Origin of the sequence: gamma proteobacterium SS-5, assembly GCA_009497875.2 — a bacterium.
Classification (GTDB): Bacteria; Pseudomonadota; Gammaproteobacteria; order Chromatiales; family Chromatiaceae; genus Magnetovirga; species Magnetovirga frankeli.
The window spans coordinates 3,118,529-3,144,076 of the sequence record CP032508.2; the positions used below are offsets into that span (position 1 = coordinate 3,118,529).

Here is a 25,548-nt window from a genome sequence, read left to right on the forward strand (position 1 = left end):
AAGCCAAAGCCGAAGCCGCTTGCCCCTTTACTCGGCATAGAGATTTCCTGTATATTAACGAAATCTAATATTCCTGAGTAACGGGGGCAGAGCCATGCATCTACCGGAACGGTTGCAGTATTTTCCGATCTCCTTTTTCGCCATGATCATGGGGCTGGCCGGGCTCTCCATTGCCTGGCGCAAGGCCCAGCAGGTGCTGGGGATCAGCCCCGCCCTGGACAGCCTGGTGGGGCTGCTGGCCGGCCTTGCCTTTATCGCCCTGGCCGGGCTCTACCTGGGCAAGTTCCTCAACTACCCGGACGCCGTGGAGGAAGAGCTGAAACACCCGATCAAGCTGAATTTCTTCCCCACCATCTCCATCAGCCTGATCCTGCTCTCCGTCATCGCCCTGCCCTATAGCCACGGCCTGGCCGCCGCCCTCTGGATAGTCGGCAGCCTGCTGCACCTGCTGCTCACCCAATATGTGCTGAATTCCTGGATTCACCACGAACACTACGAGATCCATCACATCAACCCGGCCTGGTTCATCCCCGTGGTGGGCAATGTGCTCATCCCCATCACCGGCATGGACCTGGGTTACCCGGAGATCTCCTGGTTCTTCTTCAGCACCGGCATCATCTTCTGGCTGGTGCTGTTCACCATCATCTTCAATCGGGTACTCTTCCACCACCCGCTACCGGACAGGCTGATGCCTACCTTCTTTATCCTCATCGCGCCACCGGCGGCGGGCTTCATCGCCTACGTCAAGCTCAATGGCGATATCGATAACTTCGCCCGGGTGCTCTACTACGGCGGTCTGTTCCTGACCCTGATGTTCTTCACCCAGGGCCGCCGCTTCGTCAAGCTACCCTTTGCCCTGTCCTGGTGGGCCTATTCCTTCCCCATCGCGGCCATCACCATCGCCACCCTGCTGATGTTCGAGCGCACCGGGGCCGAAATGTTCCTCTACCTCGGCATCTCGCTGCTGGCCCTGCTCAGCCTGATTGTCTGCTACCTGATCTACCGTACCGCGCTGGCGGTGCGCGGCGGCAAGATCTGCCAACCGGAATAGACGGGCCGTCAAGTCCCTGCCGATGCCAATACCAGGCCGATGCGATGATCGCCTCCAAGGAGGCATGCCGCGGCTGCCATCCAAGATGCTTCAGCGCCAGGCCAGCGTCGGCTATCAACCGGGGCGGGTCACCGGGACGTCTGGGGCCATGCACGACCGGTATCCGGCAACCTGTGATCTGGCTGGCCAATGCAATGACCTGACGTACCGAGAACCCCTGACCGTTGCCCAGGTTGTAGGCCGTATTGGCGCAGTCTTCCCAGCCCTCAGGGTGAAGCTTCGGTGACAAATCAGGAGGCTGCAACGCCTGCAATGCCAGTACATGGGCCTCGGCGAGGTCGGAGACGTGGATGTAGTCGCGGATACAGGTACCGTCTTCGGTCGCATAATCGTCGCCATAGACGGTGATCGAGGGGCGCAGACCGGCGGCCGCATCCAATACCAGTGGGATCAGGTGGGTCTCGGGATCGTGCCGTTCACCCACTTCACCATCGGGATCGGCTCCGGCGGCATTGAAGTAGCGCAGGGCTATCCATTTCAGGTCATGGGCCTTGGCGAAGTCCTCAAGCATGCGTTCAATCATCAGCTTGGAGGCACCGTAGGGATTGATCGGGTGCTGCGGGTGGGCCTCGTCCATGGGTATGTGCTGCGGCTCGCCATAGGTGGCGCAGGTGCTGGAGAAGACGAATCGGTCGATGCCATGATCCCGCATGGCCTCCAACAGGGTCAGGCTGCCGACGACGTTGTTGCGGTAGTACTTGCCGGGGTCAAGCACGGATTCGCCGACATAGGCATAGGCGGCAAAGTGCATGACGGCGATGGGTTGATGCCGCGCCATGACCTCATCCAGCCGCCGACGATCAAGGATATCACCTTGCTCCAGGGGGCCCCAGCGCACGGCCCAGGGGTGGCCATAGACCAGGTTATCGTAGCTGACCGGTATATAGCCCGCCCGTGCCAGGGCCTTGCAGGCATGGCTGCCGATATAGCCGGCACCTCCTGTGACCAGTACTCTGGGGTTTGTTCCCATGGTTTTTCCTGCTTACCCCTGTATCTGAGTCATTCTCTCAGCTTGGCTGGCCATGCGCGGCCTGGGGTGGGAGGCCGACTCTGCCGGGCGATCTGACAGGACATCGCTGATCACGCTGCAAGTGGCCCTGCCAGGTCGCGCAGCAAGCTGCCCTCCCACCATGCCGTTCAGGCCAAGCCAGCCCATGGCGCAATGGACAGAGTCTAGCAGGCCGAATTGTCAGGGACCAGATGCCCAGTGTCATCCCGCTTGGATCATCCCATTGGCCGCCGATTTTGCGTGGAAATGCGCTTTTTCATGGAGGCCGGGGCAAACCTGGGTCAGAATGCCGCCAATTTTGGTTCGGCTGCGGACAGCCTCAGGCTCAGCAAGCGGTGTACGGGGCCACTACCTGGCCTTTGCATCCGCCCTTGCAGACCCAAATCCATCCACGACACCTAGGAAGCCTTGCATGTCCCTGGATATCAACCTCGACGTCAACATCGCCCGCGTCATCCACCTCAAGTGGGAGGAGCAACTGGAGGCCCTGATCAGGGGCAAGAGCGGCGATGACCTGCGCCTGTCCTCCCACGAGGACTGCGACCTGGGGGTCTGGATCTACAGCTCCGGCCTGCAAAAATACGCCCAGCGGCCGGAGATCTGGGCGCTCAAGGACGTCCACAAGGCCTTTCATCGCCATGCCCTGGAGGTCACCCAGGCGGTGGCGGCGGGGGATGAGGCGGCGGCCGAGGCCGCCATGCAGCAGGTACGCGGGCTGAGCAAGGAAATCATCTATCAGCTCACCCAGATGGAGCTGGCCATTATCGAAAGCCGCCAGGGCGGCGGCGGGCTCCTGCGACGGGTGATCGGCGGAGGCCCGGTCCGTTCCCCCCTGGCCATGGTGCAGACCAGCGATGCCAAGGGCCTGCCCTTTCTGCGCCAGCGCAGCAAAAACCTGGGGGCCATGCTGCTCAATGTCAATGTCGCCCGCCTGATTCACATGCGCTGGACTCAGGAACTGGAGCGCTCGTTCCGCAAGCGCGGCCGCAAACTGGCCCCCCAGCCCGCCGAGGAATGCGACCTGGGGGTGTGGCTGCACGGGGCCGCCCTCAAGCACTATCAGGACAGCGAAACCTTTCTTAAACTTGACGAGGTACACAAGCGCTTTCACCACAACGCCGACCGCACCATCTCCTTCCTCAACCGCCGCCACTACCAGGACGCCGACAAGGCCTACGACAACGTCAAGGAACTCAGCCGGGACGTGGTCTTTCTGCTTACCCGCATCGAGCGCGAGATCGAGGACTACCCCAGCCTGTTTCAGCGCCTGTTTACCCGTTGATGGGAACAAATCCCCCCTGGCCCCGAAAAAGACCCCAGCCTGGCGGTTTTGCCGCCGTCTTCAGGATGGTAGTATCCGCCCCTGACACCCCAGGACTTGGCCGCACATGAAACAGCAACACGACGACGAACAGATCCCCGACGACATCTTCGATGAACCCCCGCAGCCGCGGGGCCTCATCGACCGCAGCAACTGGGCCTTCAACCGACAGACCCTGCTGATCGGCCTGAGCAGCATGGTGCTGGGGATTGGCGGCCTGTTCCTGCTGTTTCAGCCCAGCCAGACCGGGCCGCGGATGCAGATGACCGCAGGCCAGGCGGCCAATGCCCCGGCCCAGTTTGCCCAGAACGCCGCCCTCAACGCCCCGCAACCGGTCGGCAACCTGAGCCAGCAGGAGATGCAACACCTGCTGTATATGCGCGAGGAGGAAAAGCTGGCCCTGGACGTGTACAGCGCCCTCTACCAGAAATGGAAGCTGTCGCTATTCGCCAGCATCTCCCGCTCGGAACAGCGTCACACCAGCGCCATCGCCAACCTGCTGGCCCGCTACGGCCTGCAAGACCCGGCCGCCAACAGCCCCCCCGGCCAATTCAGCAACAGCCACCTGGCCAAGCTGTATCAAGACCTGATGCAAAAGGGGCAGAAATCGACCCTGGACGCCATGCACGTCGGAGCCCTGATCGAGGAGGTGGATATCCAGGACCTGGACACTGCCCTGCAGGGCACCAACAAGCCCGACATACAGCGGGTTTACCAGAACATCCAACGGGGCTCCTATCACCATCTGCGCGCCTTTGCCCACGGCATAGAACTCTACGGCCAGCCCTACAAGGCCCAACTGCTGGGCCAGGAGCGGGTCAACCAGATCATCCACAACCCCTTGTTCAACCCGCTGAACAATGCCGCCGGGTTTTAATCCAACAGAGTAATGGTTCGGACCCCATATTGCCCTTCCCCCATGATCCTTAGGGCGAGGGCAAAGGGGCAGACTCCCTCAATAATCCCATCAGGAGCACAACCCATGACGCAACAACAACACCAGGGTCAGATCGAAGAAGGCTTTGAGGTGGTCTCTGACGTGGTCAAGGTCGGTCAGGGTTCGAGCAAGCTGGCCGGCCTGGCCGGCAGCGGTACCGGTCAGGCCGCCGGGGCCGGGGGCCGCGCCCTGGGCAGCGGGGCGGCGCATCACGTCGGCATGGCCGTGGGTGGCGGCGCCGGCAGCGGCTTTTTTGCCGGCAAGGCCACCGGCCTCAAGCTGGGCCTGGGACTGGGCGGGCTGGGCGGGCCCATCCTGCTCGCCGCCGTCTGCGGTGCCGGTGGCTATGCCCTCTATCGCTGGGCCAAACAGCGCAGCATCCCCCATACCGATCGGTTGGTGGAGAAATAATCAACCCTCTGTCCTCTGTCATCTGTCATCTGAGCCATGAATCAAGGCCCCCAAGGCTACCGCTGCGTCATCTGCGACTGGATCTACGACCCCGCCCTGGGCGACCCCGATGGCGGCATCCCGCCAGGCACCGCCTGGGAGGACATCCCGGACGACTGGGTCTGCCCCATATGCGGTGTCGGCAAGGGGGACTTCGAGCCCCTCTCGGCAGCGCCAGCGGCGAGCGACACCACAGCAGCACCCCAGATCCGCGAGCAAAGGCCGGTGGTCATCATCGGCAGCGGCATCGCCGGCCTGAGTATGGCCAAGGAGCTGCGTAAGCAGGATGCCAGCCTGCCCCTGGTGATCATCAGCGCCGATGGCGGCGAGGCCTACAGCAAGCCCGGCCTGTCCACCGCCCTGGCGCGGGGTCAGCAGCCCGATCAGCTGGTGCAGAAGACCGCCGAGGAGCTGGCCGCCGAACTCAACTGCCCGATCCGCAGCCGCACCCAGGTCAGCGCCATCCACCGCGAGACCCAGCAGATCAGCCTGCAAAGTAGCGACGGAGAGGAGTTGCTGGCATACGAACAGCTGATCCTCGCCCTGGGTGCCGATGCCCGCGTCTTCCCCACGCCGGGGGACGGACAGCTGGACATAGCCACAGTGAACGACCTGGACGACTACCGCCGCTGGCACCAGCGCATAGGCAAGCAGGGTCGTATCCTGCTCATTGGCGCCGGTCTGATCGGCTGCGAGTTCGCCAACGACCTGGCCGCTGGCGGCTTTCAGGTCGAGGTGGTGGACCCGGCCCCCTGGCCCCTGGCGCGGCTGCTGCCTCAGACCATGGGCCAGATGCTGGTGGATGCCCTGCAAGGCCTGGGCTGTCGCTTTCACCTGGGGCGCAGCATCGGCCGCTATCTGCGCAGCGAACAGGGCCTGATCGCCGAGCTGGATGACGGCAGTCGCCTGGCCTTTGACCATGCCCTCTCCGCCGTCGGCCTGGCCCCGCGTATCCAGCTGGCCCAGGCGGCGGGGCTTGAAACCGGTCTGGGCATCCGCGTCGATCGCTACCTGCGCACCAGTGATGCGCACATCTTTGCCCTGGGCGACTGCGTACAGACCGACATTGGCCCCCTGCCCTACATCGCCCCCCTGCTGGCCCAGGCGGCGGCCATTGCCAAGACCCTTAACGGCACAGAAACCGCCCTCGACCTGCCCGCCCTGCCGGTACTGGTGAAGACCCCTGCCCTGCCCCTGGTGGTCTGCCCACCGGCATCGGGCAGCCGGGGGGAATGGCGGCTGGAGTTCCCAGCCGAGGCTTCGGCCAGGGCGCTGTTTCTGGATGAGCTGAACCGACCCATTGGCTTTGCCCTGGCGGGAGACTGCACCGCCGAGCAAAAGGAGCTGGCCCGGCAGATGCCCGACCTGCTGCCCCCACTGCCCAAGAAGCCCCGTTTCGCCAGGCCGGAAAAAACCCCGCCCAAACCGCCGGACCTGTCCGATCGCTGCCATGAATGCCTCATCTGCCGCTGGCGCTATGACCCCAAACTGGGCGACCCCGAGGCAGGCATCCCCCCCGGCACCCCCTGGTCCGCACTACCCGAGGACTGGATCTGCCCCGGCTGTGGGGCCTACAAGGATGATTTTGAGCCGGTTTAAGGGCGGGCGCGCATACGGCCGCAACAAGGCCGTAGAATAGGGCCATGAACAGCAATCCGATAGACCCCACCCCCTATTACCGGCTCGACCCGGACAGCCTGATGCAGGCCCTGGAATCCCTGGGGCTGGTCTGTGATGGCCGTTTGCTGGCGCTGAACAGCTATGAAAACCGGGTCTATCAGGTCGGCCTGGAGGGGGCTGAGCCGCTGGTGGTCAAGTTCTACCGGCCAGGGCGTTGGAGCGATGCCCAGATCCTGGAGGAACATGGCTTTGCCCTGGAACTGCAAGAGGCCGAGATCCCCTTGATTGCCCCCCTGAGCGTGCAGGGCCAGACCCTGCACCAGCAGCAGGGTTTTCGCTTTGCCCTGTTTCCGCGTCGGGGTGGCCGCGCACCGGAGTTGGATCACACCGAAACCCAGCTCTGGCTGGGACGCACCCTGGGCCGCCTGCATGCCCTGGGAGCAAGCAGGGCCTTCCAGCACCGCCCTGCGCCGGAACCCCTGAGCGCGGGCCAGCAGGCCCTGGATTCCCTGCAACAAGGCAATTGGCTGCCGCCCCACCTGGAGCAGGCCTTCACCAGCCTGGTCGCCGATCTGTTACGCCATATCCGGCTACTCCAGGACCAAATCGGCACTCCAGCCGGGCTGCGCATCCATGGCGACCTGCATCCGGGCAACATCCTTTGGCGTGATGGCCCCCTGCTGGTGGACCTGGACGACTGCCGCACGGGCCCTGCGATTCAGGATCTGTGGATGCTATTGTCCGGAGATCTGGCGGACATGGGCCTGCAACTGCGCCACATCCTGGAGGGTTACGAGCAGTTTCATGGCTTTAATCCCATCGAGCTGAACTGGATCGAGCCCCTGCGCAGCCTGCGCATGTTGCAGCACGCCGCCTGGATCGCCCAACGCTGGCAGGACCCCGCCTTCCCCCTGGCCTTCTCCTGGTTCGACAGCAGCCGTTACTGGGAGGATCTGATCCTCGGCCTGCGCGAACAGCTCAGGCGCATGCAGGACAGCGAATTTCGATTGGTTTATCCCTGAGCAAAACGCCAGCAAAGGGACGCAGAATGGGAGAAGAGCCGTATCGGTTGAATCTCTGCTGACGGCTGGCAGCGGGCCATCTTCCAATCACTGAAAGTTTTTCGGTAGCTTTTTGAGCATGGGGATCATGTCCCGGTCGGTCTTGATGATGTGGTCTATGACCCATTCCCGGGCCAGGGCCATGACCTCCAGATTGATGGGGAATTCAACCTCGCCCTCCGCCGATTCCAGACAGCGCTGTAGCTGCCGATTGATCTCATCCAGGTGCTCGATGATGTTCTGATGCTGTAGCTTGTGCTCCATGTAATGCTGATAATTGGCCTTCAGCTGTATGCGCTCCTCGCGATCAAAATGGGTCTGGGTGTATTCCAGCAACTGGCCGAACAGGGAGGGCAGCAGTTCTCGGGAATCCTCCCGCCCCAGGGACAGTTCCAGGCAGTTGAACAGGCAAACCAGGTATCTGTGATCCTGATCGATCAGATCGTTGCCCACACGCATTTGGTCCCGCCAGATGATTGGCATAACACACCTCCAAAGGGTTATCACTGCCTGGCATTCTAATCCCTAAGCCCAGGCCAAAGGCAAGAAATATGCCCCTGGCTGCAAGCTATGTCCAGGTCTGGCTGGCAACTTAGCTGTAGTCGGCTATGCTTAGCTGAAAACCGGGGGCAGCATCCATGGCAAGCGCAAAAAACCAGCAGAAGTGGCGCAACAAGACCAACCGCAGGCGGGTTGAGGTCTATCTACCGGAGGATTTGATCCAGGCCCTGGACCGGCTCGGCCAGGGGCTGGGTCTGCACAGCCGCGCCGAGACCCTCAAGCAACTGATTGAGCAGGCCAGCCAGGGGGTCGAACCGATCCAGGCCCCGCCCCCCGTCCAGCAGGCCAAGACCGCCGAGGAGGCGGGGGCGGACAGAACCAGCCAGGAACAGCAGCGCCTGGCCCGCTTCTACCGCGAGGCCGAGCGTTTCGTCGATATAGAACACCAGGACGGGGATGACCGCATCGGCCTGCGCGCTGCGGTGCATCGCCACCAGCGGCCAGAGCAGTTGGGTCAGGGTGCGGAGGAGCGCTATACCCTGATCTGCCGCCAGGGTGAGACCTGGCGGCGCGTACAGGCGCTGCGCCAATGGCAATCCCGCCGCCTGGGCAGCGGTTGGGGCGCATGGCAGTTCAGGCCCAAGGCCTACAGCTTCATCACCGATCCGGCCTGGCATGCAATGCTGGAGATCAATCTACCGGAAGACCCGCAGGTTCTCGCCCGGCTGATCAGAGACAATGACCCCAAGTATCACCCCAGGGCGGATGTGCAGCTCTACCGGCGGGCCTTGGCAAAACGCCAGCAGATGGCGCGCAAGACCGAGCCCTGATCAACCCCGCAGCAGCACCCCGTGGCGCCAATTTCGGCCATGACCCGCCTTATGCCAAGCCAAGCGGCCCTAAGCAAAGGCCGCGCGCAGTTCCAGGTACTGCTGTTCGATCTCCTCGCCCAGGCTTGAGAACTTCTCATCCAGCATATCGGGGCTTGGCACTACGTCTATGCCATCGATGTAGCGCCATTCCTCCTCCACCCCGGCCAGGATATTGGCCACATAGACCAGGTCGGCCATAGTCTTCAGCTGCACCGGCGCAACCGCGCGCGGGCAGTCGTGCTCCTTGATCGCCTCGGTCAGTTGTTCCGGCAGGCCCAGGGCGTTGAGCAGGGCGTGGCCCATGCTCTCGTGCCACTGGGCAATCAGGTATTTCACCGTCTCCGGCCGTTTGCACAACTCATCGTACTTGGAGGCGCGGTAGAGCAGGTAAAAGGCACCTATGTCGTGGATCAGCCCCGCCAACAGGGCCATGTCCGGCGGAAAGCGGCCATGATGCCGATTGACCACGCTGGCGGCGCTGGCGGTCCTCAGGGAATGGTCCCAATACCACTGGGATATGTCGCTGAACACCGACATGGAGCGAGCATTGAGAAACTGTTTGGTGGCGATACCAAAGGCCGTGGTGCGCACCAGATTGATGCCCAGTTTCTTCACTGCGGTCGCCAGATCGCCAATCTCGGCCTTGCCCCGCTTGTAGGCCGCCGAATTGGCCAACCCCACCAGACGGGAGGAGATCAGGGGCTCGACACTGAGCAGCTTGACCACGTCATTGAGATCCCAGTCCGGGTCATTGAGGGTCTCACGCAGTTGGATGATGAGATTGAAATTGGTGGGGAAATTGATATCACCAGAGAGTTCGCCGGCAATATCCTTGAGCATCTGGAAACGCTGCTGCTGCAGGGCATCGCCCTTCTTGTCATCGTTCTCGGTCAACGCCTATCTCGCTTGTTCAGTCATGAAATGACCTGATCCCTAGCCCTATTCTGGGTTGAATTCTGCTTGTCCGGTCCGGCAAGCCCGTACCATTTGGGGATCCCTTAAGCGCCAATGGCGGTGACATTCTATCCAGATTGGCCCCAGTAGAGAACCTCAGGCCAACATCAACGGCCAAAAGGCGTGAATCTCCCGTACTGTGACCTGGTTGGCATGGGCTTTGCGGGACAGGCCAAGGAAGCCCAGGGCCTGTGCGTCTAGACTGTACAGCAGATCAACAAGAACCCGGAGAAATGCCATGACACTGTCTCGAATCACCGTCCTGATCAAGCAGGTACCCGAATGGGCCCGTGGCCACATCCTGCCGGCCGACATCAAATTCGTAATCAAGTCTGACATGGATGATGGCCAGGTGATCGACTACCTGAACCAGAAGGCCGAACAACGCTGCCCGCTGCAGCGGCCGAGGATCCAGGTCGAGGGCTTTTATGCCGGCTAGTCGCCCCAAAAGGCAGCAGTTACCACGACATAAAAGGACGCCACATCGCGCAGCACAGCGGCCCTCCCACCAGGCATAGGGCGGGCCGCGCCCGCCGCCTAGCCACAGCCATAAAGCCTGCCCCTAGTGGTTGCTCGGCGGCCATGGGCCGCCCTAATCGATAGGCTGTGGCTTGTGGGTCATCCGGAAGCCGGAAGCAAAAAGGACGCCGGGGAACTCGCTGCGGCTACTGCATTTGGGCAAAAAACCGCTCCACATCGGCCAGCTGCCGGGTGCGGGCGAAGTTGGGCATGCTGTCGAGAAAGATCTGTCCGTAGCCCCGCCGCAGCAGGCGCGGGTCGCAGATCATCAGCACCCCCCGATCGGAGCCGTCACGGATCAGGCGCCCCGCGCCCTGCTTCAGGGCGATGGCGGCCTGGGGTACCTGATAGTGAAAAAAGGGGTTTTGATTGCGCCTTTTCATCGCCTCCAGGCGGGCCTGGAGCACGGGATCACCGGGGGAGGCGAAGGGCAGCTTGTCGATGATGACCAGGGACAGGGCCTCGCCCTTGACGTCCACCCCCTCCCAGAAGCTGGAGGTACCCAGGAGGATGCCGTTGCCCGATTGGCGAAAGCGCTCGATCAGCTCACCCTTGGGGGCATCGCCCTGAATGAACAGGGGAAAGTCCAACTGCTCGGCAAGCAGACCGGCGGCCAGGCGCAGGGCGCGGTGGCTGGTGAACAGGATAAAGGCCCTGCCCCGGCTGGCCTGGAGCACCGGTCTGGCGTATTCGACCACGGCGCGGCTGTAGTCATCGCCACTGCTGCGTGGGTCGGGCAGGCCACGGGGCACATACCAGAGGGCCTGGTTGGGGTAGTCGAAGGGGCTGTCCCAGAGGGCGGTGCGCGGTTGTTTCAGGCCCAGGCGGCTACAGAAATGGTCGAAGTTGCCACCCACCGCCAGGGTGGCGGAGGTGAAGACCCAGTTGGCCGGGTGGTCTTCCATGGCCTTGGCGAACAGGGCGGCCACATCCAGCGGGGTGCGGTTGAGGCGGAAGCTCTGGGTATAGGTCTCGAACCAGCGGATGTCCTCATCGCCCTGGTTCTGGCTGATATGGCACCAGGTCAGCAGCAGGGCCTGGGCCCGCTCCTGACAGGCATCCAGCCCCTTGCTGCGGCCCTTGAGCTTGTCCAGCCCGGCGATGAGCACCTCCAGCGCCTCGCCCACGGCGCTGATGCCCTGCTGCAGCGACTCGTCCTGCTCCAGCTCCTTCCAGGCACCGCGTCGGCTGTCCAGGCCGAACAGCAGGCGCAGGTCGCGCACCTGCTTGACCAGGGCGGCGGTCTTCTCCAGCAATACCGGCATGTCGCCGACGTCCTTGGCGTATTCGGTCTCCACATCCCGCGCCAGCTCGGTGAGCTGGCGGCCTCCTATGCTGTCGCCGAAGAAGTCGCCGGCCACCTCGGGCAGCTGGTGGGCCTCGTCGATGACAAAGGCGTCGGCATCGGGCAGCAGCTCGCCGAAGCCACCGGCCTTGAGGGCGAAGTCGGCGCACAGCAGGTGATGGTTGATCACTACCAGGTCGGCCTCCTGGGCGCGGCGGCGGGCCTCCACCAGGTGGCAGTAGGCGATCTCGGGGCAGTCCTGGCCCAGGCAGTTTTCGTTGCTGGAGGTGATCAGCGGCCACAGTTCGGTCTGCTCGGGGATATCGGACAGCTCGGCGATATCGCCGCTGTCGGTGCGGTTGCTCCAGGCGCGTACCCGTTGCAGCAGGTCGGTCATCTCCCGGCTGCGGCTGCGCGGGTCGAACGGGGCCTTGGCCAGCCGGTGCGGACAGAGGTAGTTGGCCCGGCCCTTGAGCAGGGCGGCCTTGATGGGTATGCCCAGGGCCTCGCGCAACAGCGGCAGGTCGCGCTGGAAGAGTTGGTCTTGCAGGTTCTTGGTGCCGGTGGAGATGACCACCTTGCGCCGCGCCAGCATGGCCGGGGCGAGGTAGGCGAAGGTCTTGCCGGTACCGGTGCCGGCCTCCACCACCAGGTTGTCCTGGCTGTTGAGGATTTGCTCCACCAGCAGGGCCATTTCGGCCTGCTGGCTACGGTAGTTGAAGCCGGGGATCTTGTTCGCCAGCAGCCCGTCCGGGGCAAACACCTCGGCCATGTCCATGCTCAGGCCCGGTTTTCCCATTGCTCGCCGGCCAGGCCGTTTTCCCGCGTCCAGCGCAGCTCGCCGATGATCTTGAAGCGCGCCACCGAGAGGGCGCCGCGCTTGGCCCGGTTCGGGCTGGTCTGGTTGATGTATTCCTCCAGCTCGTCGCGCCTGGCCTGATAGATCTCCATCGGCTGGTAGTTTTCGTCCATCAGCACCAGCACCACGGCATCCCAGTCCTGGTTCATCTTCAGCTGGCCGATGCGTGCGCCGCCCTTGGCCTCGTCGAACAGGGCGCGGCTCTTGATCTGGATGCGCTCGCCGTTGCGTGGGTCAAGGGCGTCGTAGCCAAGGGACTTGTCTTCCACCGCCTGGAGGCCGAGCAGACAGATGGCATCGTATTCGGCGATCTCGTTGCTGATGCCGGGCAAGGGCCTGCCTACCGTCCTGCGGTAATTGGCGGCCAGATTGCGGGCCTGGCTGATCAGTTCTTTGGCGGCGTATATACCCACGGATCGGTCTCGGTGAAAAGGCCTGCGAACAGGCCCTGTCTGGCCGTCTTGACTCGGCCGACTGCTGGCGTTCTGTCACGCCAGGCACAGGGCGATGACAGTATCATAACTCATATCTTAGCTTTATTCTATTATCGTCTGATTTTTATAATTATTTAATTTGCGAAGCCGTCAGCACTCAGCCGTCAGCCGTCAGCCGTCAGCATTCAGCATTCAGCATTCAGCATTCAGCATTCAGCATTCAGACCTCTGTCCTCTGTATCAGTAGCCCGCCTTCGCCTTGGCCTCGCTGGCACCGTATTCATCGCCCTGGGCCTTTTTTACCCGGGCGATCAGCAGCCAGTTGTTGCGCCGCAGGGCGCTGTCGTCTCCGGCCAGGGCGTTGGACTTGCCCGCCAGGCTGTTGGCGCGGGCATATTGGCCTTGCTTGAAACGTACCTGGGCCAGCTGGTTCCACAGCACCGCATTGCGCGGCTGTATGCGCAGGGCCCGCTCCAGGGTGGCTGCGGCGGCAGGCAATTGGCCGGCCCGCTCCTGGGCCTCGGCGCTGCGCAGCAGAGCCAGCACGGTGCCGCTGCTGGGTTTGTTGGCCGGTGCCCGCTGGCGGAGTGGTATCTCTTGCAGCCCCCCCGGCCCGGCCGGGTCGGGGGTGGCCAGCTGGGCATCACCAAAGCCGTTACCAAAGCCTGAGTCCTGATAGCCAAAGGTCTGTGCCTCCTGCGCTACCCCTGCCACATCCGAGTCTGTTACCGGCGCGGCCCGGCGCGGCGAGCCGCCGCAGGCCGTCAGGGCCAGGACCAGACCTATCACCATCATTGTCCTGCTGTTCATATCAGGGTATCTCCCAAAGATTTTGCCAATTGCTGTCGGTATTCTGTCCCCTCCCCTGCCCCGGCAGCGGCTGATCCGGCACCGCCTCGCCATCCAGCCAGGGGGTGTCGGTGCCACAGGCACCCTGCTCGGGTATCCAGTCACGCACAAAGGGCATGGCCTGATCCACGCAGGGGACCTGGGCGAAGACCACATCCTCCGGCGCGATCAGATCCAGCGGCTGGGGATTGAGTCGGCTCATGGCGTTGCCCCAGACCTGCAGGGCACCGCTGGCCCCGGTCAGACCGCTGGGCTTGTTGTCGTCGCGGCCAACCCAGACCACCATCACCTTATCGCCACTGAAGCCGGCAAACCAGCTGTCACGCAATTCATCCGTGGTGCCGGTCTTGCCGGCGATACCCAGCTCGACCGACAGCCATTTGCGCAGGGAACCGGCGGTGCCCTCGCTGACCACCCGCTGCATGGCCCGACCGATCAGATAGGCGGTGGCCGGGCGCAGCGTCTGCTGCACCTCCAGAGGATAGCGCGATAGGGGTCGGCCGTCCTGGTCCAGCACCTCGCGAATGGTGCGCATGGGGGTGCGATAGCCGCCTGAGGCCATGGTCTGATAGACCTGGGCCACCTCTATCGGGGTCAGGGAGATGGCCCCCAGCAGCAGGGAAGGCAGGGGCTTGAATGAGCGGTTGACCCCCAGCGCCCGCAAGGTCTCGGCCACATGCCCCAACCCCAGCTGCATGCCCAGACGCACCGTGGCCAGGTTATAGGATTTGGCCAGGGCCTGGTAGAGCATGGGGTTGCCGTGGCTCTTGCCGTCGTAGTTCTGCGGGCTCCAGTCCGGCGCGCCGCGCTGCTTGAGGGTAAAGGGCTCGTCCGACAGGGGGGTGACCAGGCTGTACAGCTCGGGCATGTCCAGGGCGCTGAGGTAGATCGGCGGCTTGATCAGGGAGCCGATGGAGCGTACCGAGTCCAGTGCCCGGTTGAAGCCGGCAAACTCGGCCTGACGGCCGCCGATCACCGCCTGCACCTCACCGCTGTCACGCCCCACCACCACCAGGGCACCCTCGTAGCTGCCCTCGGGCCTGCGCCGCTGACCCTCGAATTGGGCCAACTGCTCGGCCAGGGCCTGCTGGGATTGCATCTGCACCCAGGGGTCCAGGGTGGTGAAGATCTTCAGGCCTTCAGAATTGAGATCTTCCTCGTGGTAATCACGGCTGAGCTGGCGCCGAACCAGGTCCATGAAGGCCGGGTATTTATTGCCGCCGGAGGTGTTGCGGGCAATCTCCAGCCCCAGGGACTGGCCCTTGGCCCGGTCCGCCTCGGCCTGTTGGATGAAGCCATGACTGGCCATCAGATCGAGGATCAGGTCACGCCGCTGGCGGGCGCGCTTCGGGTTGCGCACCGGGTTGTAGTAGGAGGGGCCGCGGATCAGGGCGATAAGTAGGGCCTGATCCTTGATACTCAACTCCCGCAGGGGGCGGTTGAAGTAAAAGCGCGCCGCCAGGCCAAAGCCATGGATGGCCCGCTGGCCGTCCTGCCCCAGATAGATCTCGTTGGCATAGGCCTGGAGTATGTCTTCCTTGCTGTAGAAATAATCCAGCAAGATGGCCATCAGGGCCTCGTTGGCCTTGCGCTTGAGGCTGCGCTCCGAGGTCAGATAAAAATTCTTCACCAACTGCTGGGTCAGGGTACTGCCCCCCTGCACCGTGCGGCCGGCCTTGATGTTGGCCAGCATGGCGCGGGCTATGCCCTTGATGGAGACGCCGAAGTGATCGAAATACTCCCGATCCTCCGCCGCCAGCAGGCCGCCGATCAGGGTCTGGGGGATCTCCTCATAGCGCACCAGCACCCGATCCTCCCGGTGCGCCGGGTAGATGCTGCCGATCTGCACCGGGTCCAGACGCAGCAGGGCTATACCCCGGCCCTGATGGTCCTGGATGGCGGCCACCTGATCGCCGCTGTAGCGGATCTCTACCTGTAGCGGTGGGTCGCTGCCGTCCCAGAAGGCGAAGCCACGGGTGTGCAGGGCCAGGCGCTGCTCATCCAGGCGGGCATAGGTGCCGGGATTGGTCACCTGCTGTACCGGCCGATAGCCCAGCTCTTCGATCTCTGCCTGGAGTTGTTGCAGGCCGATCTGGGCACCGGGGAATATCTCCAGCGGGCGGGCATAGACATGGGCCGGCACGGCCCAGCGTTTGCCCTCGAACTTGACCCGCACCACGGCGTTCAGATGATGCATGTAGGCGGCCAGGATGGCACCAAACAGCAGGCCGACAAACAACAGCCGCAGAGGCCAGCCGTGCCCCTTGCGCACCTTTCTGGGCGCTGCGGAGGGGCCTTTGCCGGGTCGCCGCCGGGGCGGGCGGCGCGATGCCGGGGCTTTTTTGCCTGCTGGGGGCTTGGCCTTGCTGGTGGCGGGTTTGCGAGTCAAGAATGCGTCCTGGATTCGGCCGCCAAGCCAAGGGGAAGAATCGACGGCTTGCCGCCTTCAGCAGAAGGGGCAAAGGAAGGGGGCAAGCGGCCCTTGTCGGCCAGGCCAGGCCGAGCCCAACCGGGTGGGCCGTCGCCGCCCGAAGCGATCAGAAAGGGTTTCATTTCCTGCGCTGGCGCTGCTCGCTGCATGACCGCTAGTTGGCGTATTCGCCCAGCACATCGGCCGGATGTTGCTCGGCTGCCTGACTGTCGGCCACCTGGCGCTGGCCCTGGCCGCGGGGGAATTCCTGCAGGCGCATGCTCAGCTGGACATAGAGGTCATCCACCCAGTCCGGGTCGTCATGGCGTTTGAGCGGCTTGTGACGGCGAAAATCGTAGGGGGCGATGATCGTCTCTATATTCTTCACCCCGGTGCGCGCCGCCAGTACATAGAGTTCCTGGATGGCCGGATTGCCGATCGCCAGACAGCCGACGGAATACTCGCTGCCGTGGATGAAGATATCTCCGCCCAGGTTGGCGCGCCCCTCGCGCTTGGCGCGCTGGCGGTCGGCCTGATTGGGATAGTTCAGCTTCATGGACAGGTGATAGTTGCTGTTGGGGTTGAGGTAAAGCACCCGATACACCCCCTCGGGCACCTGTTTGTCGCCCTGGCGCAGCTTGGGCCCGGCATGGCCGCTGGCACCCAGGATGGGGTAGTCATGGATATGCCGCCAGGCACCCTGATGCCAGGCCCACAGCTCCATGCGTTTTTCTTCCTTGAGCGCCAGCAGACTGATGCGCTCGGGCGGATAGGCCAGGCCGGCCTGCTCAAACCGGGGCCTGAGACGTTCCTCGGCCAGATCGCCATAGCGTTCCAGCACCTGTTTGGTGGTGCGCTTGCCCTGCCAGATGGCGCGCATCTCCAGCAACTGCTGCCGACTCAGGCCCTCGCTGGCCAGCAACGGGGCGGCATACAGCCACGCCAGCCCCAACGCCAGAAGGCCCCAGCCGATCCACCTCTGCCCCTGTCTCATACTGCCCACCTCTTTAGCCTAACAACCCACAGCGCCGGAGCCAGCCCTGGCACCTGCCCTGTTTCACGCCCATGACAGGGCACGGAAGGGAATCATTATAGAAGAACCCAATGGCTGTGTCAGATGCAAGGGGCTTGGATGGAATTTTTACTGCGAAACCGCATTGCCGCAGCCAGCCATCCTGGGGGCTCCGAGCGCTGGCTCGGGGGTGTGAAATGCTGGTCCGCTGGTGGGAGGAGGTTGGGGGAGGGAAGGATCAGGGGCAAGCAGGCTTTCATTTTCTGGGGTGCCCCACACCTAGCGCAGATAGGTGTGGGGTTGCCCTATGATCATTAGGTTGAATTTTTCGGCGCAACAGGGCTGGCAACCCCGAACCCTGTGCCCTACAACAGCCCCAATACATGTTCGGCGTAGGCGGCGGCGGCATTGATCCCCAGCCCCTCCTGGGCACCGCGAAAGCCACCGAAGGCAGAGACCTCGAAGATCACCGGGCCCTGCTCGGTCTCTGCCAGATCCACCGTGGTGAAGTCCATGCCGAACAGGTCCTGGGCGCGCTGGGCCAGGTCGATGAGTTCCGCCTCCGGCTCGGCGCGGGCGTAGCGGCCACCGCTGTTGATGGTGGTATTCCAGGAGCCATTCTGGCCAACCCTTGCGTAGCTGCCCAGATAGCGGCCGCCAAGAAACAGCATGCCCAGATCGCGGCCGGGCAGTTTCAGCCGCTGCTGTATGTACATCATCGGATTTAGCCGCTTGAATTCCCGCACCGCCGCCTTGCGGTCATTGTCCTTGGCATGGATCAGCCGCATCCCCCGCGCCTTGGTGGAATAGAGCGGCTTGAACACGGCGCTGCCGAAGCGGTCTATGGCCTGTTGCGCCGCGTCCTCGTCCTCGGTGATCAGGGTGGCCGGCATGGGGATGCCCTGGCTGCCCAGGGTGAGGGTACAGCTGAGCCGATCCACCAGCCGCAGGATACGCTCCGCTGGACTGAACACGCGCACCCCGGCGACCTCGGCCATGCGTAGCAATTCGAGCCGGTCGAGGGTATTGGGGCTGTAGCGGGGGCTGATCTTCTTCACCACCAGGCCATCCAGCTGACACAGGTCCGTGCCCTGGTAGAGCAGACGCCGCTCGGCCAGGTCCAGGCTGACCTGGGCCATGTCCACCAGCAGGCGGAAGCCGCTGCGTTGTTCTATCTCATCGGCCAGGGCCTCGCTGGACCACTTGCCGGGAATGCCGATCACTGCAACCTTAGCCAATGAAGATCTCCTGCAACGGGATACGGTATTCCCTGGCCTTGTCGGGATTTACCCGCAGGGCCTGTTCGATCAGATAACGGGCACGCAGGAACATGCTGGCGGCCAGGGATTCATCGAGAATGAAGCGGGTAGAGGTGACGAAGGAACGCGCCAGCCCCAGGGCCAGGCGCAGTTCAAAGCCCAGATCACCCTGGCTGCGGGCAAATTCGGCGGCAATGCGGTACAGCTCCAGGGCGGTGGCCATGATGCGCCGCCGTCGGGGGGGATCGAGGATCTGCATACGGTAATTGGAGACCATGAACACCGAGACATCCTGCACATAGTCCATGTAGCAGGAGCGGTGCAGGTCGATGAAGCGGATCTGGCCCTCGTTCGGCTCGTAGATGATGTTATCTATGTTGAAGTCACCGTGGATATACACCGAAAAAGGTGCCTTGAGGGCCGACTCATACGCACGGGCCTGCTCCAGCAGCGGATCGAAGCCTGGGTATTGGAGGCCGCAGAGGGCCACATCGCCCTGGCGGAATTCGGGGTGCAGGGCATAGACCTCGGCCAGGCGCTGCTGGGTTTGCGCCATGAAGCCGGCACCGACCGGCTGGTCGATACGGGTCTCGCGCCAGACCGAGTGCAGGGTCTTGCCCAGACGATTGAGGGCCTGCCGCAGCAATCGGTCCGACTCATGCAGCAGGATGCGCTCCAGGGTCAGGCCGGACAGGTGTTCGATGAGCAGGGCGGCGGACTGACCCCACTTGTGGTAGTTGATGATACGTGGTGCCAGACCGGGATAGATCTCGTGCCAGCTCTGCACCCCATCGCGCTCCTCCCTGAGTTTGTGCTCCTCGCCATCCTTGAAGATGGCCAGGTAGTCGGTCTCCCCGTCGGAGTCGGCGCTGATGGCGGAGATGGCGCTGCCGGAGCGGGTCTCGGCCAGGGGCTGCACCTGTAGCCCCTGCTGCTGCCGCGTCTGCTCCAGGCTGGCCATGGAGGCCCGCAGGCTGTTGTAACGGCGCATGTTCATCGGCTGGCCCAGGGCGCTGGAGACCAGGGCATCGCTGATATTGAGCAGGCAATGGCCCATCTGCTCGATGTTGCGGGCGATAAACAGGCCGGCGATCAGCTGCTGGGTCTTGCTGCGCTCGCGCAGGCGGCCGCTGTAGTCCTTGCGCATCTTGCGGCAGCGGCGGTTGAGCTTGGTCTCCAGCTTGGCCAGGCGCTGGGCCAGGCGCAGGTCGGAGGACTCCAGCGCGGGCAGCACCAGCCCCAGGCCGTTGCCGATATCGTGCAGGCGCTTGGCGTGCTGCTTGACCTTGAGCGCGGCGGTGCTGTCCAGCTCGCTAAGCTGGCTGGCCGAATCCCGACACAGATCGGCAATCATCTCCAGCTCGCTGGCGATGCGCTCCATCGCCCGCAGTTGAGGGGCATCGGCAGTGGCTTCAGGCAGCGCCTTGATCTGTTCCAGACAGGCCTGGTGGATACGCCGCTTGAGGTTCTCCGTGTAGCCGCCACGGTGCAGGATGCGGTGGCCCGCAGCCCGGTTCTTGTCGCTGAGAAATTCGATCAGGTTATCCAGCTGGCCGCCCACCTCTACCAGCAGAAAGCGCAGATTCTCCCGGATGCCCTGACTGAGGACCATGCTCAGTCGAGCCTTCCGAGATAGACCGGGTGCTCCGCCACCGCCTGGCCACGAATCAGCGCCAGCAGCCCGGCCGGTTGCAGGGCGTCTTCCGGCAGCCGGTCCAGCGGCAGCCACTCCACCGCCAGCTGGCGCTTGTCCGGACGGGGGCCGTTGTGGGCCTGATAATCGGCCGGCAGACGGCACAGAAAGAGGAACTCCAGCAACTGCCGGGTGGCGGGGGGCCGACCCTCGCGGGGCTTGAACCAATCGGCCACATGCAGCAGGCGCAGCACCTCGACCCGGCTGCCGATCTCCTCCCGGCACTCCCGCTGCAGGGCCTGCTGCAGGGTCTCGCCCAGCTCCTGGGCCCCGCCGGGCAGGGCAAAACGACCGCCCTCCTTGCGCAGCAAGAGGATTCGACCCCGCTCGATGAGCAGGGCCCGGGCAGCGTTTCTGATACAGTTGACGGGGACACTCATAGCCGATTCGATCATCTCCAAGGGCCAGTGGCCGGGGACTATAGCATTTTCCCCTGGTCCGATTTGTTACCAAAGGCCGATTCCCCAGGGCCTGGCTTGGCGGCGGGCGCGGCCCGCCCTATGCTATGCGCCGAGCCAATGCCGGAAGCTAGCTGAGATACATAGGCGATCCGCTCGACTTTGCTCTGTGCGCTCTCTGACTTTGTGGCTAAATACTCTTTGAAATCAGGACCAAGGAACACCCCCATGGCGCACATTCAACTCAGCCGTCAGGTCAAGATTCCCGACCGTTTGAAGATCAGCCGCTACCAGAAGGTCCCCGAGCTGGGGCCGCGCCTGTTGTTTTTCAGCGGCGGCTCGGCGCTGAACAGCCTCAGCCGGGTGCTCAAGGGCTTCACCCACAACTCCATTCATCTGGTCACCCCGTTCGACTCCGGCGGCAGCTCGGCCAAGCTGCGCCAGGCCTTTCAGATGCCCGCCATCGGCGATCTGCGCAGCCGCATGACCGCCCTGGCCGATGAGAGCGTGACCGGCCACCCGGAGATCTTTCAGCTGTTCACCCACCGCTTCTCCCAGAACCGGGAGCAGCCCAGGCTGCTTGCCCAGCTGGAGGCCATGGTGGAGGGCAGCGACCCCCTGGTGAGCGAAATCGCCAACCCCATGCGCAAGCTGATCTGTAACCAGCTGGGCTACTTCCTCCAGGCCATGCCCGCCGATTTCAACCTGCACGGGGCCAGTATCGGCAACCTGATCCTGGCCGGGGGCTATCTGAACAACCACGAGCACCTCGACCCGATCATCTTCCTCTTCTCCAAGCTGGTGAACGTGCAGGGCACGGTGCGCGCCACGGTGAACGACAACCTGCATCTGCTCGCCGAACTGGATACCGGCGAGCGCATCTGCGGCCAGCACCGCATCACCGGCAAGGAGGTAGCGCCACTGCGCTCGCCCATCCGTCGGCTGCAACTGTGCGCAGGCCTCAACGACCCGGCCCCGGCCGAGGCCCGTCTGCGCAAGAAGGTGCGCCGCCTGATCGCCAGCGCCGAGCTGATCTGCTATCCACCCGGCAGCTTCTACAGCAGCCTGATGGCCAACCTGCTGCCCCAGGGGGTGGGCCGCGCCATTGCCGAGAGCGGCGCGCCCAAGGTCTATATCCCCAACCTGGGTCAGGACCCCGAGCAGCTGGGGCTGGACCTGGACCGCCAGATCCAGCGCCTGCTGGCGCAGCTGCAGGCCGATGCCGCCAAGGCCGAAGCGGCGCAACTGCTCAACTTCGTCCTGTTCGACAGCAGCCGGGGGAACTACCCCGGCCGCCTGTCGCGCCAGCGCCTGCACAGGCTGGGGATCCAGCTGATCGACATGGAGCTGATCAGCAAGACCAGCGCCCCCTGCTACGACAATCAACTCCTGGTGCAGGCCTTGTTGTCGCTGACCTAAGGATCACCTGATTACCCACAAAACGCTGCCAATCGAGCAGCCTGGTGGGAGGGCAGCTTGCTGCGCATGAGCTATATCCTGTCAGGTTGCCCGGCAGAGCCGGCCTCCCACCCCAGGCCACGCAACGGAATCCGGGGTTGCCGCTGGGCAGGGCCTCCCTGTGCGTTGGGCGGGCCGCTCGCACTCCCTCGCCCAATCCACATCCATTGAGTCGAAGCCCGACCCGGCTTGGCCTCGAATCACCCAGCAGGCATAAAAAGGCTTCAAATACAAGCAAATAAACAAAAATTCCGACTTTGGCAAAAATCCGGGTTTAACTCGGGCGGCGCTTGGTACATAATCAGTCACCCGAGCCTAAATCGGGTTAGCTGCTAATCCCAAGCGCGGATAGCATTGAACACAACAATCTCGAGGAGTGTATCCATGAGGAAACTGAACAAGATCCTGGGTGTGGCCGCCATCGCTGGTGCCGCTGCTCTTTCCATGCAATCCGCCCATGCCTGGGGTGGTCCCTGGGGCGGCGGCCCTGGTGGTTGGAACAATGGCAATGACTGGTTTGGTGACGGCTTTGGCGACTTCAACATGAACATGAGCGGTCGTGGCAACGGCTACGGTCGTGGCTACAACAGCTACCACCCCTACTATGGCGCTCCCTACGGCTACGGCGGTCACCCCTACGGTGGCTGGGGCGGTTATCCCGGCTATGCACCCTACGGTGCCCCGGTACCCCCGGCCGCCCCGCAGCAGGCTCAGCCTAAGCAGTAAGTCACTGCCCTGAGTCAATAAAAGGCCCGCTCAGCGGGCCTTTTTTTTCCCTAAACCCCTGTCGATATTGGCTTGATGTTCGCCGGTGCTGGCTGCAAAATGGCGCATCGTTTGAATTGAACCCATCCATGAACCCGGTTATCGCCTTTAACAGCAAGGTTGTCTGCAAGAGTTGCACACTGCTTGGTATTTGTCTCTCCACCGGGTTGAGCGGCCCTGACCTGGCCAAGCTGGAACGCATCGTCAAGCGCACCCGCCCCCTGCATCGCGGCGACCTGCTGTTCAGTACGCACAGCCCCTTCACCAGCCTGTTTGTGGTCAAGACCGGCTCGATCAAGACGGTACGGCAAAACCCCGATGGCAGCGAGCAGGTGCTGGGCTTCCATCTGCCCGGCGAGTTCATCGGCTTTGATGCCATCCAGGAGGACAGCTACACCTGCGATGCCGAGGTACTGGAGACCACGGCGGTATGCGAGTTGCCCTTTGACCAGCTCAGCGAACTGTCGCAACTGATCCCTGACCTGCAACACCAGCTGTTCCGCCTGCTGAGCAAGGAGATTGCGGATGAATCCAAGATGCTCAGCCTGCTCAACCGCAAGAATGCCGAGGAGCGCCTGGCCGCCTTCCTGACCGGGTTGTCCTGTCGTTTCCAGCGGCGCGGCTTCTCCCCCACCGACTTTTACCTGAGCATGTCGCGCAGCGAGATCGGCAACTACCTGGGCCTGGCGGTGGAGACCATCAGCCGCCTGCTCAGCCGCTTCCAGGAAGATGGCCTGCTGATCGTCAACCGCAAACACATCCGCCTGCTGAACCTGGAACGCTTGCATTACCTGGCCGGCAACGACACCCGAGTACAGCGCAAGGGCCAGCAGCAAGCGGCCGGAAAATAGGCCACCCCGCTCAGGCTCCCTTGCCCTGCCCACGGCCCGCTATTTATCCCCTCACCCAGTTCTCAGCGCCCAATGCTTTGCCCGGAGCATAGCGGGAACAAGTGAAATCAGGCGCTTTCCGCAGCAAAAATACCCGACCTATTCTCTTTTAAGAGACCGAGAAATAAATTCAAGTATTTAGAAATACTTACGCCTGACAGCCGGTTAAGTGACACAAAGCTCAGCTTATCCATGATCAAATTGTTTTATATCGTTTTTGATTAAATTTCTCTATAAAATGCCCAGCTTGACTCAGGTCAATGCGGCTTATCACGCATTTGCCCGGTCATCTGAGCCCCAGGGGCGAGGGCTGATTGCCATCGCGTCCCTGGATTGAGCGGCCTGGCCGCTGCCTAGCATTCTTTCGGGCGGTTCCGTATAGCCCGGCTGAATTTACCTTTGTTGTTCACAAGCGGAGACTCCTATGGACTCACAGACCACCTATAACTATAAGGTCGTGCGCCAGTTTGCCGTCATGACGGTCATCTGGGGCATAGTGGGCATGCTGGTCGGCGTCATCGTCGCCACCCAGTTGGCCTATCCTCAACTGTTCGAGGGCATTTCCTGGCTGTCTTACGGCCGCCTGCGCCCCCTGCACACCAACGCGGTTATCTTCGCCTTTGGCGGTTCCGCCCTGTTTGCCACCTCCTACTACGTGGTGCAGCGTACCTGTCAGGCACGCCTGTTCGGCGGCAATCTGGCGGCCTTCACCTTCTGGGGCTGGAACCTGGTGATCGTGCTGGCGGCCATTACCCTGCCCCTGGGCTTTACCTCCTCCAAGGAGTACGCCGAGCTGGAATGGCCCATCGACCTGCTGATCACCGTGGTTTGGGTGGCCTATGCCGTGGTCTTCTTCGGCACCATCGCCAAGCGCAAGGCCAAGCATATCTATGTGGCCAACTGGTTCTTCGGTGCCTTCATCATTACCATCGCCATCCTGCATCTGGGCAATAGCGCCGCCGTGCCCATTGCCCTGTACGGTGGCAGCTTCATGAAGTCCTACTCCTTCTACCCCGGTGCCATCGATGCCATGGTGCAGTGGTGGTACGGCCATAACGCCGTGGGCTTCTTCCTCACCGCCGGCTTCCTCGGCATGATGTACTACTTCGTGCCCAAGCAGGCTGGGCGTCCGGTGTATTCCTACCGCCTGTCGGTGGTGCACTTCTGGGCCCTGATCTCCACCTATATCTGGGCCGGGCCGCACCACCTGCACTACACCGCCCTGCCCGACTGGGCCCAGTCTGCCGGCATGGTGATGTCCCTGATCCTGCTGGCACCCTCCTGGGGTGGCATGATCAACGGCATCATGACCCTGTCCGGTGCCTGGCATAAACTGCGTACCGACCCGATCCTCAAGTTCCTCATCGTCTCCCTGTCCTTCTACGGCATGTCCACCTTCGAAGGCCCGATGATGTCGATCAAGACCGTCAACGCCCTGTCTCACTACACCGACTGGACCGTGGGTCACGTCCACTCCGGTGCCCTGGGCTGGGTGGCCATGGTCTCCATCGGCTCTCTGTATGCGCTCATCCCGCGCCTCTACGGCAAGACCGAGATGTTCAGCAAGCCGCTGATGGAATTGCATTTCTGGATCGCCACCATCGGCGTGGTGCTGTATATCGCCGCGATGTGGATCGCCGGCGTCATGCAGGGCCTGATGTGGCGCGCCGTCAATGCCGACGGTACCCTGACCTATTCCTTCATCGAGTCGGTTGAGCGCACCTATCCCTTCTACTGGGTGCGCGTACTGGGTGGCCTGCTGTTCCTGATCGGTATGTTCATCATGATGTACAACGTCATGAAGACCATCAACGAAGGCAGCGCCGAGAAGGCCGATGACGCCATCCCTCAGGCCGTTGGCCACTAATCGACGGGAGCCAA

Annotated in this window: 23 protein-coding genes and 2 pseudogenes; 14 read left to right on the forward strand and 11 right to left on the reverse strand. The window is 62.9% G+C overall.

Translation table 11 applies throughout. The features are described 5' to 3' along the window. Positions 1-94 precede the first annotated feature (94 nt). Positions 95-1,051, forward strand: a complete 957-nt coding sequence (locus D5125_02495; protein QFY88441.1) for an SLAC1 anion channel family protein — start codon at positions 95-97, stop codon at positions 1,049-1,051. Here D5125_02495 and galE read toward each other — a convergent pair. Then, on the reverse strand, positions 975-2,081 hold the full coding sequence (gene galE, locus D5125_02500; protein QFY88442.1) for a UDP-glucose 4-epimerase GalE: 1,107 nt from the start codon (positions 2,079-2,081) through the stop codon (positions 975-977). The two genes, D5125_02495 and galE, sit on opposite strands and share 77 nt — an antisense overlap. Before the next feature lie 451 nt (positions 2,082-2,532). On the opposite strand from galE, the gene D5125_02505 reads away from it, so the two are divergent. From D5125_02505 to D5125_02525, 7 genes and pseudogenes are all read left to right on the forward strand, one after another. After that, positions 2,533-3,402 (forward strand): CZB domain-containing protein, encoded by an 870-nt coding sequence (locus D5125_02505; GenBank protein ID QFY88443.2) that lies wholly within the window; start codon positions 2,533-2,535, stop codon positions 3,400-3,402. 106 nt (positions 3,403-3,508) lie between these two features. Beyond that, positions 3,509-4,318, forward strand: a complete 810-nt coding sequence (locus D5125_02510) for a DUF2202 domain-containing protein (GenBank protein QFY88444.1) — start codon at positions 3,509-3,511, stop codon at positions 4,316-4,318. Positions 4,319-4,423: 105 nt separating this feature from the next. Beyond that, the gene (locus D5125_02515) at positions 4,424-4,789 is read left to right on the forward strand and encodes a hypothetical protein (GenBank protein ID QFY88445.1); all 366 of its coding nucleotides are present in this window, start codon (positions 4,424-4,426) and stop codon (positions 4,787-4,789) included. A 36-nt stretch (positions 4,790-4,825) separates the two neighbouring features. Further along, positions 4,826-4,987 (forward strand): annotated as a pseudogene (locus D5125_17255) (rubredoxin). A 102-nt stretch (positions 4,988-5,089) separates the two neighbouring features. Continuing rightward, positions 5,090-6,199: pseudogene (locus D5125_02520) on the forward strand (FAD-dependent oxidoreductase). Between the two features lie 63 nt (positions 6,200-6,262). Then, entirely contained in the window at positions 6,263-6,427 is a 165-nt protein-coding gene (locus D5125_17260; protein ID QPB72260.1) for a rubredoxin, read from the forward strand. 44 nt (positions 6,428-6,471) lie between these two features. Further along, a complete protein-coding gene (locus D5125_02525; protein ID QFY88447.1) occupies positions 6,472-7,470 on the forward strand; it encodes a serine/threonine protein kinase in 999 nt (332 codons plus the stop codon). 87 nt (positions 7,471-7,557) lie between these two features. Here D5125_02525 and D5125_02530 read toward each other — a convergent pair whose 3' ends face one another. Further along, positions 7,558-7,992, reverse strand: coding sequence for a hemerythrin family protein (locus tag D5125_02530; protein QFY88448.1), 435 nt, complete (start codon positions 7,990-7,992; stop codon positions 7,558-7,560). A 155-nt stretch (positions 7,993-8,147) separates the two neighbouring features. Here D5125_02530 and D5125_02535 point away from each other — a divergent pair, with 155 nt between their 5' ends. Then, positions 8,148-8,840 carry a hypothetical protein gene (locus D5125_02535; GenBank protein QFY88449.1) on the forward strand — a complete coding sequence of 231 codons (693 nt, stop codon included), beginning with the start codon at positions 8,148-8,150 and terminating at the stop codon, positions 8,838-8,840. A 69-nt stretch (positions 8,841-8,909) separates the two neighbouring features. On the opposite strand, the gene D5125_02540 is transcribed toward D5125_02535, so the two are convergent. Beyond that, positions 8,910-9,776, reverse strand: coding sequence for an HDOD domain-containing protein (locus tag D5125_02540; protein ID QFY88450.1), 867 nt, complete (start codon positions 9,774-9,776; stop codon positions 8,910-8,912). 298 nt (positions 9,777-10,074) lie between these two features. Here D5125_02540 and D5125_02545 point away from each other — a divergent pair, with 298 nt between their 5' ends. Then, positions 10,075-10,275: a hypothetical protein gene (locus D5125_02545; protein ID QFY88451.1), complete on the forward strand. Its 201-nt coding sequence runs from the start codon at positions 10,075-10,077 to the stop codon at positions 10,273-10,275. Between the two features lie 226 nt (positions 10,276-10,501). Here the strand turns inward: D5125_02545 and D5125_02550 are convergent, their stop codons facing one another. The 8 genes from D5125_02550 to D5125_02585 form a co-directional block, all read right to left on the reverse strand. Then, positions 10,502-12,418, reverse strand: coding sequence for an ATP-dependent DNA helicase (locus D5125_02550; GenBank protein QFY88452.1), 1,917 nt, complete (start codon positions 12,416-12,418; stop codon positions 10,502-10,504). Between the two features lie 2 nt (positions 12,419-12,420). Then, a complete protein-coding gene (locus tag D5125_02555) occupies positions 12,421-12,912 on the reverse strand; it encodes a hypothetical protein (GenBank protein QFY88453.1) in 492 nt (163 codons plus the stop codon). 261 nt (positions 12,913-13,173) lie between these two features. Next, on the reverse strand, positions 13,174-13,743 hold the full coding sequence (locus tag D5125_02560; protein ID QFY88454.2) for a tetratricopeptide repeat protein: 570 nt from the start codon (positions 13,741-13,743) through the stop codon (positions 13,174-13,176). Between the two features lies 1 nt (position 13,744). Further along, entirely contained in the window at positions 13,745-16,171 is a 2,427-nt protein-coding gene (gene mrcB, locus D5125_02565) for a penicillin-binding protein 1B (GenBank protein QFY88455.2), read from the reverse strand. Positions 16,172-16,367: 196 nt separating this feature from the next. Further along, positions 16,368-17,186 carry a L,D-transpeptidase family protein gene (locus tag D5125_02570; GenBank protein QFY88456.1) on the reverse strand — a complete coding sequence of 273 codons (819 nt, stop codon included), beginning with the start codon at positions 17,184-17,186 and terminating at the stop codon, positions 16,368-16,370. Positions 17,187-17,569: 383 nt separating this feature from the next. Then, entirely contained in the window at positions 17,570-18,442 is an 873-nt protein-coding gene (locus tag D5125_02575) for a GAK system ATP-grasp enzyme (protein QFY88457.1), read from the reverse strand. Next, a complete protein-coding gene (locus tag D5125_02580; GenBank protein QFY88458.1) occupies positions 18,435-20,075 on the reverse strand; it encodes a phosphotransferase in 1,641 nt (546 codons plus the stop codon). The genes D5125_02575 and D5125_02580 overlap by 8 nt, the downstream gene beginning before the upstream one ends. A gap of 2 nt (positions 20,076-20,077) precedes the next feature. Further along, positions 20,078-20,536: an NUDIX domain-containing protein gene (locus D5125_02585; GenBank protein QFY88459.2), complete on the reverse strand. Its 459-nt coding sequence runs from the start codon at positions 20,534-20,536 to the stop codon at positions 20,078-20,080. Between the two features lie 246 nt (positions 20,537-20,782). Between D5125_02585 and D5125_02595 the strand changes: the two genes are divergently transcribed. From D5125_02595 to ccoN, 4 genes are all read left to right on the forward strand, one after another. Then, the gene (locus D5125_02595) at positions 20,783-21,973 is read left to right on the forward strand and encodes a GAK system CofD-like protein (protein QFY88461.1); all 1,191 of its coding nucleotides are present in this window, start codon (positions 20,783-20,785) and stop codon (positions 21,971-21,973) included. Between the two features lie 423 nt (positions 21,974-22,396). Next, entirely contained in the window at positions 22,397-22,738 is a 342-nt protein-coding gene (locus D5125_02600) for a sulfur globule family protein (GenBank protein QFY88462.1), read from the forward strand. Positions 22,739-22,866: 128 nt separating this feature from the next. Next, positions 22,867-23,628, forward strand: a complete 762-nt coding sequence (gene fnr / locus D5125_02605; protein QFY88463.1) for a fumarate/nitrate reduction transcriptional regulator Fnr — start codon at positions 22,867-22,869, stop codon at positions 23,626-23,628. Between the two features lie 463 nt (positions 23,629-24,091). Then, positions 24,092-25,534, forward strand: a complete 1,443-nt coding sequence (gene ccoN / locus D5125_02610; protein QFY88464.1) for a cytochrome-c oxidase, cbb3-type subunit I — start codon at positions 24,092-24,094, stop codon at positions 25,532-25,534. Positions 25,535-25,548: the final 14 nt, after the last annotated feature.